Source organism: Halobacillus naozhouensis (genome assembly GCF_029714185.1).
Taxonomy (GTDB): domain Bacteria; phylum Bacillota; class Bacilli; order Bacillales; family Halobacillaceae; genus Halobacillus_A; species Halobacillus_A naozhouensis.
In genome coordinates this window covers 1,252,998-1,268,263 of record NZ_CP121671.1, presented here as the reverse complement: position 1 = coordinate 1,268,263, position 15,266 = coordinate 1,252,998, and the positions used below count along the sequence as shown (strand labels likewise).

Below are 15,266 nucleotides of genomic sequence, written 5' to 3'. Positions count from 1 at the left end.
TCTTGTTAACCTTCCCTTCCTTTACCATAATCAAACACAATACTTTCTTTCTTCACTTAGTTATATTAGGATAGGAAAGGTGATTCTGGCCAATGATAGGACGTAATGGAGGAAGATTTTTATGAGCGACCGTAACAAAGGAATTATTCTACTATTAATATCTGCTTTTGGTTTCTCCATGATGGCAGCACTCGTCAAGCTGTCTGGAGACGTACCTACTGTACAGAAAACGTTTATGCGGAATATCGTTTCTGCGGTAATCGCATTTATATTAGTCGTCTATAATAAAGAGAGGATCTTTGGTAAAAAAGAGAATCAAGGGCTTCTGCTTTCCCGATCAGCGCTGGGAACCATTGGGATGGTTTTGTTTTTTTATGCCATTGATCATATGGTACTGTCAGATGCTGAAATGCTTAACAAACTAAGCCCGTTTATTTTAATTATTTTTTCAGCGATTTTCCTTAAAGAAAAAGCGAGAACGTATCAAATCGTCGCCATCCTGGTGGCATTCCTCGGCACATTATTCGTAATTAAACCACAGTTCTCTGTTGAAACAATTCCTTATATTATTGGGATTTTATCGGCAGTGTTTGCCGCCGGGGCTTATACGCTGCTCCGTGTACTTGGAAGCAAAGAACAGTTTTACACAATTGTCTTCTACTTTGCCTTCTTTACCACGGTCTCCTTGCTTCCTTTTACAATTGCGTTGTACGAGCCCATGTCAACGAAGCAATGGATCTACCTTCTAGGCGCAGGCGGATTTGCTACGATCGGCCAGTTCGGCTTAACAATCGCCTATAAGTTTGCTCCAGCACGAGAAATTTCAATCTTTTTCTATTCCACGGTCGTCTATACTGCCGTGATTAGTATCGTTTTATTTAATCAGGTACCTGATTGGATGAGCTTCCTTGGCTACTTTATTATTTTCGGAGCCTCCTTTTATATGTTTATTAAAAATAATAAAGAAACGAAACCTGCTGCTTCGTGAATACGACTGTAATTCTACAGTCGTATTTTTTTCCTAATAACCGTTATAAGCTTACCTTTTTCATGACGATGTGACACCGTACTTGACACCCTATATGACACGGTACCGACCTGTGAAAAAAGCTGGTATAAAAGGCTCTTCAAGGAAAAATACCTGGCGGAAACATAGAGAAAACAGTGATGATAAAAAAGATTTGAAATAAATACAGACACAGATAGCTCCCAGAGTAGTCCAAAAAAGTTCAAAATATTGAACCGATAACGACACCTACTACCATCCTTGTTTCGATTATAGAAGTAAGAACTATTTCGAAATGAGGAATTCTAGAGATGAAGGAATCAGATATTTTAGAGAACTGTTATTAAAACTGGCTAGATGATACACAGTAATTTTCAACATAACTTTGACATCCTGCTCCATATCGTGTAAATTAACTTATGTACGAACATTAAAAATTATTCATAATAAAACATTCGGTTTTAGGGGTGTGAACGATGGAAAATGTGTTTGATTACGAAGATATTCAATTAATTCCTGCAAAATGTGTGGTAAATAGTAGATCTGAATGTGATTCAACTGTAAGCTTTGGCGGATATACATTTAAATTACCTGTCGTGCCTGCCAATATGCAGACCATTATCGATGAAGAAGTGGCCCTGTCTCTGGCGGAAGGTGGCTACTTCTATGTGATGCATCGTTTTGAGCCGGAAAAACGCCTTGCTTTTATTAAAGATATGCAATCACGAGGCTTATTCGCTTCGATCAGTGTCGGCGTCAAAAGAGAAGAATACGATTTCATCCAGCAGCTGGCCGCTGAACACCTCACTCCTGAATTTATTACGATTGATATTGCGCACGGCCATTCCAATGCCGTAATCGAGATGATTCAATATATTAAAAAACATTTGCCTCAAACTTTTGTAATTGCCGGAAATGTCGGGACCCCAGAAGCTGTAAGAGAACTGGAACACGCGGGTGCAGATGCGACAAAAGTCGGGATCGGACCAGGAAAAGTGTGTATCACTAAAATTAAAACTGGATTTGGCACAGGCGGCTGGCAATTAGCAGCATTACGCTGGTGCGCAAAAGCAGCCAGCAAACCGATTATTGCGGATGGCGGCATTCGTACACATGGAGATATTGCTAAATCGATTCGGTTCGGCGCCTCAATGATTATGATCGGCTCCTTGTTTGCCGGACACGAAGAATCTCCAGGTGAAACCATTGAAAAAGATGGTAAGCTGTATAAAGAATACTTTGGTTCAGCTTCTGAATTTCAAAAAGGCGAAAAGAAAAATGTTGAAGGTAAGAAAATGCATGTGGAGCACAAGGGAGCGTTAAAGGATACACTGGAAGAAATGGAACAGGATCTACAATCGGCTATATCGTATGCTGGAGGAAGCAAGCTTGAAGCGATCCGCAATGTCGATTATGCCATTGTGAAAAATTCTATATTTAACGGTGATAAGGTATACTAAAGTTTGATATAAGCTTTTAACTCACGGGACCCGTCACTCTTTCCTTTCTAGAAATGGGGTTCCCGTGAGGACATCTGTTATTGTTTATAGTCTGGTTCCTCTCGCTCAGCTATTTTACTTTTCTCTTCTTCCCACCACAAGGCTTCTTCAGGCTCTTCTAACACGTCCTCTATTTCCCCCTCCTCCTTGAATTACTTGTTTAGCCCCAATACGGTCACCAAAATGCCCCATCAAGATAACAATGGACACCATATTAATCATAACGATGACAATTGGCAGCAGCCCCTTCGTTTCCCATACCCTAATACTGCTGATAAATACGAGGGTATATAAGACAGAAATGAATACTAAACGATTGATGATTAACTAATTACCTTTGCCTTTCATACCATACCCATCTAATTGTCCTCGATATAAATCATTAACCGTCCTGACACCCTTCTCATAATCTACATTATCCGTATCATTCTATGGAGGTGTTACTATTGATTCACACAGTCAAACCAGGTGAAACACTCACTCAGATCTCAAGGGACTATCGAACACCGCTCGCGATAATTATAAACGCCAACCCTTCCATTAACCCTAACCTCATTTATCCTGGGCAATCTATTGTGATACCAGGATTTCCACCGATCGAAACAATTCCTTATCAAATTGATGTGTCGCTCACGAATCGGCAGCTGCAGTTATTCAGAAACGGTGTATTGCAAAAACAGTATCCCATTGCAGTAGGCAGAATGTTACATGGGACCCCGACTGGAAATTATATCATCATTAACAAAGCTCCCAATCCCGGCGGACCATTCGGCACCATGTGGATGAGCTTATCCAAACAGCACTATGGAATTCATGGAACAAATGATCCGAGCTCGATTGGCAAGGCTGTATCACTAGGATGTATCCGCATGTACAATAGTGACGTGGAAGAATTAGCCAGTATCATCCCGATTGGCACGCCTGTTTTTATACATCCATAGTCCAGGAAGGTATGTATAAGACTCTATACACCTTTTTTATTCTCTCGTGACAAACGACTCTCTCACTTCCAGTTCTGTATAAGCGCAAATGAAGACGTGAATACTATGCATTACAATTATTTTCCAAAAGATACATCAGGTGACCTCACGTAATAAAGTCATCTATAAAACACCTAGGAGAGGAGGAGATCACCATCTTTAATCGGACACGAAAACAGAAGAAGATGGTAACAAAGCAATTGAAAAAAATCATCAAAGAGCCCAGGTCTATCAAACACCATGAACTCACAAATGATCAAGAAGATTTGATCCAAACGATACGCTCCACTACTCGTAAACACAATCGCAACAATGTTACCCGTACTCAAGCCTACTTCGATTTTTATCAAAAGCATCCCGAAATTCATTGGGCGCTGTTAGCTCATCTGGTTTCACGCAACGCCGGCTGGAACATGACAGACCTTAAAGGGGAATATTTACCCTTTCTGCTGTCAAGGAAAGAACAGGACGATTTTTTTGCATTTCTGGAACGAGGCAACTGGCTGATTTTTCAAGATGCGTATCCGCAGTTATTGTTGTATGAAGAAAGCAAAAAACGCGGCACTCCTCTCTTTCATCTGCTGTCTTTCCTGGAGATTTCAAAATTCATGGAGCCGTTCTGGAGCCAATTTTGGGAAAAGTCTACGAAGGAAGCACTGACCATTGCGCTGATCATTAATGAACAGCAATACATTGAAGAACGCGTCGTCCAGCATAAACATTATAAGGATACTGTGCTGGATACGATCCTGTTTAAGCTGCAGGATATCTTCGAATTCAACCATATCTTGCTCCCTTACATGACTCCCTTTCAAAAGAAAACCAAATTAGTAGGCGGTGCCGTTCACCATTTCTCGTCCGTGAATGAACGCATCAACCTCGGCAAAGGGTTATACGATTTATTATTTTCGGTACAAAGCCGTCTGAAGCATACCGTCGACTGGGCAAAAGACTATCCACATACAGGGTCACGCCACGACTTTTGGCCACATCTATTTAATCATATAAAAGAAACAGCACCTGATGAGAAGCATGAACTAACGAGTAATCCTTGTTCGTTACATCCGATTTCACCAAAGATCTATAGCCCTCAGCTAACCAGAGTGTGGAAAGATTTCGACCACGAGAAGGCCGTTCCTGATGACTGGTTCAAAAATAAGAAAATGCTTCATTTTGTGAAAAAGCCTGTGAAAATGTTGAAAGGGGATATACAAGGGACCTACTGCAAGGCCATAGAGGAGCTGGAGAGTGCCGCTTCCACTAAAGCCTTTTTTCATAAGAGGAACTAATGTCTGAAGTTGTCTTTCGGAAAGGATGGATCCCTATCAGCCTCCAGAATTTCTAAGCGAACGTGTTGGTCCTTTTCCTGAGGCGACTTTCCTTCTTATAAACATAGAAAAAGTAGCTGCCTAATCCTGCAAACATTAGTAAACTGGACAGAGTTATCTTCGTACTCTCTTGAAAATCTGTTATATTCAGCAAAAGTTCAGGACCAAAGATGAAAAGCGGTACAAGGATGGAAACCCATGTCTTGCTCCAAACCGACATTCCAATAAATATTACCACCGAACTAATAGCCGTCAACAGGTTGGCAGAATCGCTAAACTGAATAGCTGGTGTCTCATACTTTTCATTTAAAATGATTAAGCCTAAAAATAAAGAAATGGGCACCACACCGAGAATTCCCAATAAGGTCCACTGCTTTCTTTTACTCGGTTGAGAACTGGCAATATGTCTAAACACCCCTGCAATCAGTCCGATATACAAAAAGAAAATAACCGGATAACCAACTAGCTGCATGACAGATAACTCAATTCCTCCCCTAATGACATCCCCAAGAAGAATATAAGCAAGCGCACCCATCAAAAAAAAGGTTCCATATTTAACAATTGATTTGCTATCAACGCGCATCTCTCCGCCCAGCTGTTCCATATATTCTCTCGGTGACTGTCCAACAATATCATGTACACTTTTGCCTTGTTTTTCAGCCTCTGACAAATGATCGCCTAATTCACTCACAATATCTTCAATGTCCTCTTCCTTCTTTCCACTGGAGACTAAATACAGCCTTAAGTTTTCCAGAAATTCACGACTCTGATTCGATAATATCATGCCTGATCCTCCTCCCTTAATAAACGGTCAACGCTTGATGAAATAAGCTCCCACCTCTCAACAAACTCATTCAGTTCCTCTGCCCCTTTGTCCGTCAGCTTATAATATTTTCGCTTTGGACCTCCTGAAGGAAGCTTCTTCTGTGAAGTCATCACCAGTCCTTCCTTTTTCATCCGAAGCAGAAGGGGATAAATGCTTCCCTCTTTAACCATCGAGAATCCATAGTCATTCAACTTTTCACTCATTTCATAACCATAGATTTCCCCTTTACTTATAATCGATAACAGACAACCCTCGAGGATACCCTTTAAAATCTGACTAGAAGACAAGCCACTCTCTCCTTACGATCACTCAACTATGTTGTTATACAATATAGTTGAACAAAAAAATAAACTATGTTGCTATGCAATATAGTTGTAGTTTAATGAATTACAGTATTTTAAGCAACCCTTATTAACAAAAAAGGGCTATCACCCTAATGACTATCCCTCCTCAAAACCCTCATTATTAAGGATGGTAGCCCAGCATTTCAAAAAATAAGAGCAGCAAAAGATAAACCACGGTAACAGGAATCATACTAAAATAGGTTAAAAACGTTTGTTTGCCATCATCTCTTTGGGTAATGCGTTTATAGTAGGAATACACAAGAAAGGCTAGCAGCGGAAGAAAATAAAACGCGAGAAAACCATCAACGAAATCTGAGCGTGTTTGCCAAAAGGTAAATAATGCCTCTACATCGGCTTTATCCCTAAAATCATATTCGTTCTTCGAGGCATACTCGATTCGGCTGCTCATAATCTTATTATACCCTCTGGAGAAGTAAAAAATGATCACACCATAGTACACGAAGAGGGTTAGCTTAAGCCACCCATTCACATACTTATCACTCAACAGGGATATAAGCAGGAAAACGATAAAAACGTAAATAACTCCTTCCATCAAGTCCTCCTTCATGATTTTGACCTGGCCTTTCTATACGCATATGCTGCTCCTTCTAAATCATTCATGTGACGAACTACACAAGTACCCAATCATGATGAACCGTGTAATGGATCAGGTAAATAAAGAGCTGACGCACACGGTTGGCACCGTAAGGAGAGTGAGGGAAAGTTTTCACTCCCATAATATGCTATTGTGCATATAGTTTAATGTACTGTATTTTACGAGGAGGACGCATGTTCATGTATTATTTACATCACCCTACGTACTATTATCCCTGTTATCCTCATCCCGGTGGCTGGCCAATTCGACAATTACCGAATGTCGATCCTAATCTGTTGTATCAGTCAGCGAATGAATCTAAAAAACTCATGAAGGATGCCAGCATGGTTCTAAATAAATTATCCGATTCAAAAGAATTTGATGCTGAATTAATGTACGCTGCACAGGCTTCAGATCTCGAGGAGGTTCAACGCTTAATTCATTCAATAGGAGTTACGTCAGATGTAGATATTCAATACAATCCAGACGGTTTACGATTAGAATTTAGGTCAGAAGTAGCTAATATGGATTGTTGCCGACTATATATTGCCTTACGCTGGCGTTAAGTTGTTTATTCTCATTCTTTAAGGGTAAAACAGAGAAAACACAGATTAGCAAACTCAACGTATACCTTTCGCCCTGGATCATCGATGGATCGATCTATCGAAAAACTCCCTGCCAGACTCCCCCACCACGTTTTAAACGCTATATAAAATTCATGGTATTGCTTCAAACCCTCTTTACTTTTTATAAATAGCTTACGATAAAACACATCTTTCTTTTCATGGAACATTTCCATATCATTCTCAGGTCTTTTAGATAATTCTGATACGATTACATCCCAAAGTTCCTTGTACGCTAATCCATATTCCTTTTTAAAGGCTATGGTTTCAGGGGCAGTATAAGGGAATTTATAGTCTTCTTTTCTGCTTATGTATTGATTCAAATAAATATTTTGAAGGTAAATCATGAAGTTCAATGAATAGGAAGCTTCTGTTCTCATGAGCAGTGATTTCCCCATTTTCATCCTCCCCTTTTACTACAGATTCTTTTCTCGTTCCGCTCCTGCGTTTTCTGTTTCTAAGTAAGTATTGTTCACTACACTAGTTATCCAAGGAAAATGTAAGGCAATCCCAATGTTTTGTGCTCTGCTTTGACTGACTTTTCCACCCATTTCTCCGTAATTCCCTTGCAATGAACAGATTGAAAAGCCCATGCCCTACTAACACGACCGATTTGTTATCTTCTGAGTACTGTATTAATTTATGGGCCGCCCTTCCAGCCTTCAGCTTCACAAAGCGCAATGGCTCACATTGTTTGGAATAACCGCCGAACCATAAACACCTTAACAGGGCTGTCCAAATGCCAGGTGGAAGTTTTAAACCTGGAAAGTTTGCTGGGAGAGTTGGCAAAGCAACTTCCGAAAACAGAGGATCCGAAATAGCCTGGATTCCAGGTTGTAAGAGTTTAGCAGATTCGATCGACCTTAGCAGATCACTTGTTACGACTACATCCGCTTTTCTCATTTTTTCAATGGAAATGGAAGGATAGAACTCCTCTTCGACCACCCCGCTATCATCGTATTTTTCAACCCATTGATTATACTCCGTGAAGGTTATGCTGATATTTTCTGTATGCTTAGATTTGCCGTGCCTTACTAATGAAATTTCCATTTTAAGCTCCCCATTTGCTAAAACAAGCCCCCAGCCTTCTAGGACATCGTGTCGGTCTCTATGGTACTCGTTATTTCAATTTCCTTTAAAGCTTGTGAAGCTAATTTATCCGCTTCCCGGTTTTTCTTTCTGGAGATCAATTCATACTCTGGCTGGAGACCCATCTGACTGAGCTTCCCTTCAATTCGATCAGCCCACTTGGACAGTTCTTCTTCCAAACACGGCCATTCTCCATTTAATTGATTAATGACCACCTGAGAATCTCCGACTAACCTAACTGGTAGATCATGGACATGCAGGTGGTCTAATTCCCGTATCCCGAGATGGAGGGCGGCATATTCCGCCTCATTATTCGTATTAAGTTCTTGTACTAAAGCATTTCTTCGAAGCCGAAGTGATTTTCCATTTTGTTCATAATAAATCGCACAGCCGAGACCCGACCTTCTTGTTTCGAGATTAAAACCACCATCAAAATAAATCGTAATATTGTGTGGTTCTGTCTCGACTTCCTTCATAAATTCTTTTAATTCTTTCAAATTCCAGGTGTTTTCATAGCTGTCGATAAAGAGCAAATTCTTGCCACGTTCCGTGCGTTCCAGATCTTCAGCAATTACTATTCCCTTACTCGCGTTCATCTCCTCTGAACGAAATGCAGCGTTTGTTCCTTTTGCTGTTTTATAGGTACATTCAATTCTAACCTTCATCGTTGGACCTCCTCATTATACGATTACTTCGACTATAACCATTGTGCCCATCATAGATGATATTACAAATAAGTTTTTTTATATTAAAGCGATAAGCGATATAGGGCATCCCCGAAAATATAAGACAAACCAATGGAGATGAGACCCAAGACCATACAGGCACTCCCTGCAATACCGTGCATTCAGCCATAATTACTTACTACCTTTAGAGGGAAGAACATGAATGTAATAAGCAATGCCGGTAAAGCGACTACCCTTACATTTTCCTTTTCTATTTCGTATTTTTCAATTGTGGTCACTGGATCGGAATAAATAGGACTCGTTCCTCCCGGTGTGCTAAATACATGAATATAATTTACGGATGTGCAAACATGAGTCCATCCCGCTTCCTCAAAATAGGAAAAGTATTCACCATCTGGATCCTTACGATAATCCAAAGCATATCGAATAGATTGTTTCTCCCCTCTTCTTAACTTAAAGCCTAGTGGACTAATGTCAACACTGGATGTTAAAAGACTTATTAATTTTTTGTTTTTTCCAAATAATAGTTGTGTTCTTCTTAATCTTACATTATAATACTTTTAAGTAATATAATTTGAATATTCGAATATTCTGGAATGGAGCAGGTATCATGGGGCCGCGAGGAAGAAAAAAAGGATCGGTCGGTGTGGAAAGCAAAGAATGTTTATTATCCATTGCTGCAGAAGAATTCGCTGAGAAAGGCTATTATAAGACTACAATCAGCACAATTGTAAAACGAGCCGGATTCAGTCAGCCCACTTTCTACTTATATTTCACAAGCAAAGAGCATATTTATAGTGAGCTGGTCCAATCTTTTCAGGAAAAATTAAAGCAGCTCACCTCAGCGAGTCGGTTAGAACCAGCACTGGATACGAATTCTCTTCCAGAGCGAATCACCACGAGTCTTTCTTCAATTTTTCAATTTTTCACGGATTACCCGCATTTGACGAAAATCGGTTTCTATGAATCGGAAGAAGCCACAAATATCAAGCAAGCGATGGCGGACCAGATTCATGAAAATTTGATTTCCGAGCAACAGAACAATTATTTTTCCAGCCACTTGAACATGGAGTTAATTGCCCAGGTGTTAGTAGGTGCGATTGAGAGACTCACCATCACGAAACTATTCTCCAATGAAGCGACATCTGCTGGTTTAGCCAAGGAAATCGTCGACTTTTTTCTATATGGGATGGTACCGAGGGAAACAAAATAAGGAAATTAGGGGATATGTAAACAGATGGAATCTTTGAAAAAAGAACGGTCGGGGCCGCTGGATCAAGAGTGGGTACAATTGTTGAGGGTAGCCAAAGCACTTGGATTTTCAAAGAAAGAGATTGAACAGTTTATCACTTCTCATCAAAAGGATAAAAAGGCTGAGAAACCCGTCAACGAGTTAAGTTGATTATTTCGTCGAAAAACCCGAATTAAGTTACTGAATTCGGGTTTTTCAAGTCATAGAAATAGTAAATATCATCTTCCAAATGACCACCCATACAAAAAGTACAACCAGAAGATTACATAAAGAACTCCAACCGACAAGCTGATCACAGGGATAGTTTTAGCCTTCCCCTTCTCTTTCTGAGCCCCTATAACCCCAAACATAAGACCTAATAAAGACGTGAAAGGTGTAACTTGAATGAATCCCACAATTGCTCCGAACCCGTTCATTGTAAGAGTAAATAAAAAAGCTACAAATTGAATGATAAACACAACGATCATTAATGCTGATAACCTTCCTGGTATAGTTTTTGGCACTGTATCCCCTCCCCATGAACAAGTTCCTAATTCCTACTAAATCAACCAAGTCCTCCTTGACTGGTATCTTCAATATTTTGTAAATCTGTCCTCCACACTTTATACAGTCTTTTTATAAAATATAAGGGTTGTTTTTTCGTTTAATTTCTTATTTAAGCCTGTTTTATAGTAACCCATCTTTTCGTATAGATGACAATTACGCCTTTCTTCTAAAATAGTAGCTAACTGCCAACTAGCAGCAGCAGGGTATAAATTTTCTATACGATTGATAATGGTTTGAGCAATTCCCTTACCTTGATATTCAGGCAGGATAAACATTGGACTTATCCAATATTCGTCCCCCTCCCAAAGTACGCTAATAGCTCCTACAAGGATTTTGTCAGATAATATTTTATAAAACGCACCCTTTGAATAGCGAATTCTAGAAACAACTTTCTCAATCGATTCATTGGCTGGATTTGTTTCATAGTCCTCATACTTTTCTAATATTGGCTTAAAAGCTCTAACTTGATTATCTAATATAGATTGTGCATCCTCTTTTGTTGCTTCCTCTAAAATAACCTCCATATTCCTGGCCGCCTTATCCAATTAATTTTCAATTCTTATTGCTAGGGCACCCCATTGTTTTTCCTGCTCTGGAGTGTAGGTTTCAATACTCACTATACATTCCCATTCTATGTATCATCTCTGTCTTCCTTTCAAAATCGGATCTCTATCTTTTTGTAAACAGTCCTTTAGTCAGCTCAAAGCCTTCCATTCCTTTGCAAGAATACTGTATAAAGCTAAGTCATGAAAATGATCATACAAATATTCAGCTTCCCTAATAATTCCTTCTTGCCTGAATCCAATTCTCTCTGGAATAGCTCTACTCTTTTCATTATCGACGCCACACTCTATTTCAACACGATTCAGATGATATTCTGCAAAAGCACAGTCTATGAGTGCCTTCACTACAGTTGTTACAATTCCGCGGCCCTGGTACTTTTCTGATAACCAGTAACCGATGCTCGTTTTTCTGTTTGACCAATCAATCTTGTTGAATCCAGCTACACCCGCTAATTCTCCTTTGTAGAGAATCCCTGCTTGCAATCCTTCCTGAGAGGAAAATTGCTGCAGCCACATGTCAATGACTGGCCCATAATCCTTTTCCTGCTTTATGTCCTCAACCCATGGCAGCCATTCCCTCAGATAATCTCTTGACTCATCTACCAGTGAAAACAATTCTTTCGCATCTTTTTTTTCAAGTAGTTTAAGTGATAAATCTTCCTTTACGTTCAAAGTAAACATGAAAGCTCCCCATTCTCCTGTTTATTTGAATCCCACCGAATAAATGGATTCTCTTCTTTCCGACGCCTTTATAAGTACTCTATTATTTCAAATTTCCATCATTTGTACAATAGTTTTACAAATTCAATTTAGCGACCTCATCCTCATCTAAGCAACAGAATATTCTCTCATTGTCCCTTCTAATCAAGTCAGTCTTATTATATGATGAGTAATTAAGTAGTGCATTTTTAATTTTCCAAAAAGTTAATGGAAAGCGAGTGATCTAAAATGATTCCACCAAAACTCAAAGATGGCGACGAAGTTCGCGTCATCTCCCCTGCTGAAAGTATGGCTATGATCGCTGATGATCAGCGCGATCTCGCCATCCAGCGCTTTAAGCAATTGGGGCTTGCGATTTCCTTCAGTAAGCACGCCTATGAAGAGCATGCCTCTATTGAGCAACGTGCAGCTGACATTCATGATGCTTTTAAAGATCCACAAATAAAAGCCATCCTTACAACGATTGGAGGGTACAACAGCAATCAGCTGCTTCAATACTTGGATTATGACCTCATTGCTGATCACCCTAAGATTTTGTGCGGATTTTCAGACATTACAGCCTTGGCGAATGCTATTTACAAAAAGTCGGGCTTAGTTACTTATTCAGGACCTCATTTTTCAACATTCGGTATGGAAAAAGGAATTGAATACACAGCGGAGTATTTCAAAAGAATCCTGATGGACTCAAATTCTGTGGAACTTCAGCCCGCCAATCATTGGAGTGACGACGGATGGTACATGGATCAGGAGAACCGCTGCTTTCACCTTCATGAGGGATATGCTGTTATCCATGAGGGACGTGCAGACGGAGTGAGCATTGGAGGTAATTTATGTACCTTGAATCTTCTGCAAGGTACTGAATACATGCCTTCCCTTGAAGGAAAAATTTTATTTCTGGAAGATGATTTACTAACGAATGTTCCTACTTTCGATCGTGATCTGCAATCATTAATTCATCAGCCGAATTTCGATCAAGTGCGCGGCCTCGTGATTGGACGTTTTCAAAAAGCTTCAAACGTCAGGCTGGATGACCTTAAACAGATCATCCACTCTAAGCCTGAGCTTTTGCGCATTCCTGTTGTTGCACAAGCCAGCTTCGGGCATACGACACCTCAATTCACTTTTCCAATCGGCGGTTCAGTATCGCTTGAAGTGAATGCTGACAAAGTGACGATAACTGTCGCACTTCACTAGTAAAAAGTGAATTCATACAAATAAGTCAGGCTGGCAAAGTCTCAATTGTTTTACGTTAAAAAATCGTCTACAGCATCAATTAAAAGTAATAAAAACTACTTGGTGTGCCAAGTAGTTTTTATATAAATAAGGTAATTAAATAATTATATTGCTCACTTTCTTATGGGCAGCGGAGCCTGCGGTGAGATAAATTGTTTTTCTACTAGTTCCTGCCAGAAGGAAGATGGGATCTCCGTTCTCATAGCAGCTAGGTCTTCTTTAATTCGATCTGGACGAGTAGAACCTGGGATAACGGAGGTGACCGCTGGATGTGCTGTTGAAAATTGAAGGGCAGCTGCTTTTAAGCTAACGTTGTGGTCCCGGGCAATCTCATTTAGCTGCTCTACTTTTGCCAGGATTTCTGAAGGTGCTTTTTCATAGTTATAATGAGAACCTCCAAGTAAGACGCCTGAATTGTAGGGACTGCCGACCACAATGCCAACACCCTTTTCTTGTGCAGTTGGCATTAATCGCTGCAAGGCACGCTCATGATTGAGAAGCGTGTAGTTGGTTGCCTGCAAACATAGGTCTGGATTTGCTTCTTCTAATTCCAACGCAAGTTCTATGGGTTCGGTCGTATTGACTCCGATTCCCCAGGACTTGATTACCCCCTCTTCGCGAAGGCGCGTTAGCACGCGGAATGCTCCTTTTCTCGCCTCATCAAATTTTGAAATCCATTCATCTCCGTGAAAATCAGGCGAAATGTCATGTACATAAACAATATCCAAGTGATCCGTTTTAAGGCGCTCCAGACTTTGCTCAATCGAGCGGAGCGTGGCGTCTTCGGTGTAATCAGTAATCACTTTGTTTTTACGTGCGTCTTCAAATAGCCCTTCTTTCTCCTCAGCTTCGTTTGAAATGACGCGCCCTACTTTTGTGCTAATCATATAGTCATCTCGATTATAGTTGGATAAAGCTTCGCCTAATCGCAGTTCCGATAAACCAGCACCATACAAAGGTGCTGTATCATAATAACGAATGCCTTGATTCCAGGCAGTCTCAATGGTTTCCTGGGCTTCTTCCTCTGAAACCTCACGAAACATATTTCCAAGAGGTGCTGTGCCGAATCCGACTTTCTCTTTTAGCGCGTTGTGCAAGTTGTTCATAGTGATAGACCCTCCTCAAAATGGTTACCCATCTACTCATGTATTTTACCGTTCTGTTGATAAGCGAAACATCCTTTACAAGCCTAAGCTCAGCTCAGTTTTTTACCTGTCGATCAAATCGTAAAGCTTGTAGACCTGTCCGCTTTCAATGGAAGAGTAATCATCTAGTAAATCCATTAAAACCGCAGCTACCGTTTTTGGAGAGTTCAGTTTCCCTTCCTCTTTCAAGGACTTGAACTTATCAAGGTCCGCAAATGCCGACTCCTTGGAAGAGCGGATTTCTTTTTGCATATCTGTATCAACCACGCCAGGACTATAGGCAAAAATCTTGTGTTCATGTCCGGCCATTTCTTGCTCTAAGGCTGTGGTTTCAGTAAAGCGGTTCATGGCAGCCTTGGAGCTGCTGTAGACACTCCAGCCATGGACCGATTTTTCCGCAGCTCCAGAAGTGATGTTTATAATTGACGTCTTAATGTCATGTTCATTGGCTTCCTTCAATAAAGAATTGGTGAACATAATCGGTGCTGTAACGTTAACCATAAAGTGACGGCTTACATCTTTCACATGGAAATTTCCCACGGTATCAATCGGCTCAATGACACCAGCATTATTCACAAGATAAATGGAGTGGGCATCCCCTTTTGTAGCATGCCTCATCACTTCATTGATTCCCTTCCCCAGTTGATTCTGATCACTAAAATCACAAGCCACGTGTGTGTAGTTCCTTTCGTACCGATCAGCTAACTGACTCAGTTGCTCGTTAGCATGCCTGGACACCCCTATAACGTGAATCGATTTTTCCAGAAACTGTTGGGCAATTGCTTCTCCCAGCCCTCTTGAATCTCCTGTAACAATCGCATATTGCATGTT

At 40.4% G+C, this 15,266-nt stretch carries 20 protein-coding genes; 8 read left to right on the top strand and 12 right to left on the bottom strand.

Translation table 11 applies throughout. The annotated features are described in order from the left end of the window. Positions 1-121 precede the first annotated feature (121 nt). From P9989_RS06560 to P9989_RS06545, 4 genes are all read left to right on the top strand, one after another. Positions 122-988 carry a DMT family transporter gene (locus tag P9989_RS06560; RefSeq protein WP_283077979.1) on the top strand — a complete coding sequence of 289 codons (867 nt, stop codon included), beginning with the start codon at positions 122-124 and terminating at the stop codon, positions 986-988. A 494-nt stretch (positions 989-1,482) separates the two neighbouring features. Next, the gene (guaC, locus tag P9989_RS06555; RefSeq protein ID WP_283077978.1) at positions 1,483-2,466 is read left to right on the top strand and encodes a GMP reductase; all 984 of its coding nucleotides are present in this window, start codon (positions 1,483-1,485) and stop codon (positions 2,464-2,466) included. A gap of 485 nt (positions 2,467-2,951) precedes the next feature. Then, on the top strand, positions 2,952-3,446 hold the full coding sequence (locus P9989_RS06550; RefSeq protein WP_283077977.1) for a L,D-transpeptidase family protein: 495 nt from the start codon (positions 2,952-2,954) through the stop codon (positions 3,444-3,446). A 224-nt stretch (positions 3,447-3,670) separates the two neighbouring features. After that, positions 3,671-4,774, top strand: coding sequence for a DUF2515 domain-containing protein (locus tag P9989_RS06545; protein ID WP_283077976.1), 1,104 nt, complete (start codon positions 3,671-3,673; stop codon positions 4,772-4,774). A gap of 52 nt (positions 4,775-4,826) precedes the next feature. Here the strand turns inward: P9989_RS06545 and P9989_RS06540 are convergent, their stop codons facing one another. The 3 genes from P9989_RS06540 to P9989_RS06530 all read right to left on the bottom strand — a co-directional run bounded on the left by P9989_RS06540 (position 4,827) and on the right by P9989_RS06530 (position 6,536). Then, entirely contained in the window at positions 4,827-5,597 is a 771-nt protein-coding gene (locus tag P9989_RS06540; protein WP_283077975.1) for an HAAS domain-containing protein, read from the bottom strand. Next, the gene (locus tag P9989_RS06535; protein WP_283077974.1) at positions 5,594-5,926 is read right to left on the bottom strand and encodes a PadR family transcriptional regulator; all 333 of its coding nucleotides are present in this window, start codon (positions 5,924-5,926) and stop codon (positions 5,594-5,596) included. Before P9989_RS06535 ends, P9989_RS06540 begins: the two co-directional genes overlap by 4 nt. Positions 5,927-6,104: 178 nt before the next feature. Then, on the bottom strand, positions 6,105-6,536 hold the full coding sequence (locus P9989_RS06530) for a hypothetical protein (RefSeq protein WP_283077973.1): 432 nt from the start codon (positions 6,534-6,536) through the stop codon (positions 6,105-6,107). 242 nt (positions 6,537-6,778) lie between these two features. Here P9989_RS06530 and P9989_RS06525 point away from each other — a divergent pair, with 242 nt between their 5' ends. Beyond that, the gene (locus P9989_RS06525; protein ID WP_283077972.1) at positions 6,779-7,144 is read left to right on the top strand and encodes a YuzC family spore coat inner layer protein; all 366 of its coding nucleotides are present in this window, start codon (positions 6,779-6,781) and stop codon (positions 7,142-7,144) included. Positions 7,145-7,155: 11 nt separating this feature from the next. On the opposite strand, the gene P9989_RS06520 is transcribed toward P9989_RS06525, so the two are convergent. The 4 genes from P9989_RS06520 to P9989_RS06505 form a co-directional block, all read right to left on the bottom strand. Continuing rightward, positions 7,156-7,599 carry a hypothetical protein gene (locus P9989_RS06520; RefSeq protein ID WP_283077971.1) on the bottom strand — a complete coding sequence of 148 codons (444 nt, stop codon included), beginning with the start codon at positions 7,597-7,599 and terminating at the stop codon, positions 7,156-7,158. An 82-nt stretch (positions 7,600-7,681) separates the two neighbouring features. Then, positions 7,682-8,251 carry a histidine phosphatase family protein gene (locus P9989_RS06515; protein WP_283077970.1) on the bottom strand — a complete coding sequence of 190 codons (570 nt, stop codon included), beginning with the start codon at positions 8,249-8,251 and terminating at the stop codon, positions 7,682-7,684. 38 nt (positions 8,252-8,289) lie between these two features. After that, positions 8,290-8,955, bottom strand: coding sequence for a reverse transcriptase-like protein (locus tag P9989_RS06510; protein ID WP_283077969.1), 666 nt, complete (start codon positions 8,953-8,955; stop codon positions 8,290-8,292). Between the two features lie 182 nt (positions 8,956-9,137). Beyond that, positions 9,138-9,392, bottom strand: a complete 255-nt coding sequence (locus P9989_RS06505; protein ID WP_283077968.1) for a DUF2812 domain-containing protein — start codon at positions 9,390-9,392, stop codon at positions 9,138-9,140. A 194-nt stretch (positions 9,393-9,586) separates the two neighbouring features. Between P9989_RS06505 and P9989_RS06500 the strand changes: the two genes are divergently transcribed. Then, positions 9,587-10,189, top strand: a complete 603-nt coding sequence (locus tag P9989_RS06500; RefSeq protein ID WP_283077967.1) for a TetR/AcrR family transcriptional regulator — start codon at positions 9,587-9,589, stop codon at positions 10,187-10,189. Positions 10,190-10,213: 24 nt separating this feature from the next. Further along, positions 10,214-10,378: an anti-repressor SinI family protein gene (locus P9989_RS06495; RefSeq protein WP_283077966.1), complete on the top strand. Its 165-nt coding sequence runs from the start codon at positions 10,214-10,216 to the stop codon at positions 10,376-10,378. 68 nt (positions 10,379-10,446) lie between these two features. Here the strand turns inward: P9989_RS06495 and P9989_RS06490 are convergent, their stop codons facing one another. The 3 genes from P9989_RS06490 to P9989_RS06480 all read right to left on the bottom strand — a co-directional run bounded on the left by P9989_RS06490 (position 10,447) and on the right by P9989_RS06480 (position 12,018). Continuing rightward, complete coding sequence (locus P9989_RS06490) at positions 10,447-10,731, bottom strand: hypothetical protein (RefSeq protein ID WP_283077965.1); 285 nt, start codon at positions 10,729-10,731, stop codon at positions 10,447-10,449. Between the two features lie 99 nt (positions 10,732-10,830). Continuing rightward, complete coding sequence (locus P9989_RS06485; protein ID WP_283077964.1) at positions 10,831-11,298, bottom strand: GNAT family N-acetyltransferase; 468 nt, start codon at positions 11,296-11,298, stop codon at positions 10,831-10,833. Positions 11,299-11,469: 171 nt separating this feature from the next. After that, positions 11,470-12,018, bottom strand: a complete 549-nt coding sequence (locus P9989_RS06480) for a GNAT family N-acetyltransferase (protein WP_283077963.1) — start codon at positions 12,016-12,018, stop codon at positions 11,470-11,472. 267 nt (positions 12,019-12,285) lie between these two features. On the opposite strand from P9989_RS06480, the gene P9989_RS06475 reads away from it, so the two are divergent. Next, a complete protein-coding gene (locus P9989_RS06475) occupies positions 12,286-13,251 on the top strand; it encodes a S66 family peptidase (RefSeq protein ID WP_283077962.1) in 966 nt (321 codons plus the stop codon). A 152-nt stretch (positions 13,252-13,403) separates the two neighbouring features. On the opposite strand, the gene P9989_RS06470 is transcribed toward P9989_RS06475, so the two are convergent. Both P9989_RS06470 and P9989_RS06465 read right to left on the bottom strand, forming a co-directional pair. Further along, positions 13,404-14,396 (bottom strand): aldo/keto reductase, encoded by a 993-nt coding sequence (locus P9989_RS06470; RefSeq protein ID WP_283077961.1) that lies wholly within the window; start codon positions 14,394-14,396, stop codon positions 13,404-13,406. 102 nt (positions 14,397-14,498) lie between these two features. After that, positions 14,499-15,263, bottom strand: coding sequence for a (S)-benzoin forming benzil reductase (locus tag P9989_RS06465; protein WP_283077960.1), 765 nt, complete (start codon positions 15,261-15,263; stop codon positions 14,499-14,501). Between the last annotated feature and the right edge of the window lie 3 nt (positions 15,264-15,266).

Coding starts and splice junctions, on each gene's coding strand:
- P9989_RS06560 (WP_283077979.1), top strand. CDS start 122: ATGAGCGACCGTAACAAAGGAATTATTCTACTATTAATATCTGCTTTT.
- guaC (WP_283077978.1), top strand. CDS start 1,483: ATGGAAAATGTGTTTGATTACGAAGATATTCAATTAATTCCTGCAAAA.
- P9989_RS06545 (WP_283077976.1), top strand. CDS start 3,671: ATGGTAACAAAGCAATTGAAAAAAATCATCAAAGAGCCCAGGTCTATC.
- P9989_RS06540 (WP_283077975.1), bottom strand. CDS start 5,597: ATGATATTATCGAATCAGAGTCGTGAATTTCTGGAAAACTTAAGGCTG.
- P9989_RS06530 (WP_283077973.1), bottom strand. CDS start 6,536: ATGGAAGGAGTTATTTACGTTTTTATCGTTTTCCTGCTTATATCCCTG.
- P9989_RS06525 (WP_283077972.1), top strand. CDS start 6,779: ATGTATTATTTACATCACCCTACGTACTATTATCCCTGTTATCCTCAT.
- P9989_RS06520 (WP_283077971.1), bottom strand. CDS start 7,599: ATGGGGAAATCACTGCTCATGAGAACAGAAGCTTCCTATTCATTGAAC.
- P9989_RS06515 (WP_283077970.1), bottom strand. CDS start 8,251: ATGGAAATTTCATTAGTAAGGCACGGCAAATCTAAGCATACAGAAAAT.
- P9989_RS06510 (WP_283077969.1), bottom strand. CDS start 8,955: ATGAAGGTTAGAATTGAATGTACCTATAAAACAGCAAAAGGAACAAAC.
- P9989_RS06500 (WP_283077967.1), top strand. CDS start 9,587: ATGGGGCCGCGAGGAAGAAAAAAAGGATCGGTCGGTGTGGAAAGCAAA.
- P9989_RS06495 (WP_283077966.1), top strand. CDS start 10,214: ATGGAATCTTTGAAAAAAGAACGGTCGGGGCCGCTGGATCAAGAGTGG.
- P9989_RS06485 (WP_283077964.1), bottom strand. CDS start 11,298: ATGGAGGTTATTTTAGAGGAAGCAACAAAAGAGGATGCACAATCTATA.
- P9989_RS06480 (WP_283077963.1), bottom strand. CDS start 12,018: ATGTTTACTTTGAACGTAAAGGAAGATTTATCACTTAAACTACTTGAA.
- P9989_RS06475 (WP_283077962.1), top strand. CDS start 12,286: ATGATTCCACCAAAACTCAAAGATGGCGACGAAGTTCGCGTCATCTCC.
- P9989_RS06470 (WP_283077961.1), bottom strand. CDS start 14,396: ATGAACAACTTGCACAACGCGCTAAAAGAGAAAGTCGGATTCGGCACA.
- P9989_RS06465 (WP_283077960.1), bottom strand. CDS start 15,263: ATGCAATATGCGATTGTTACAGGAGATTCAAGAGGGCTGGGAGAAGCA.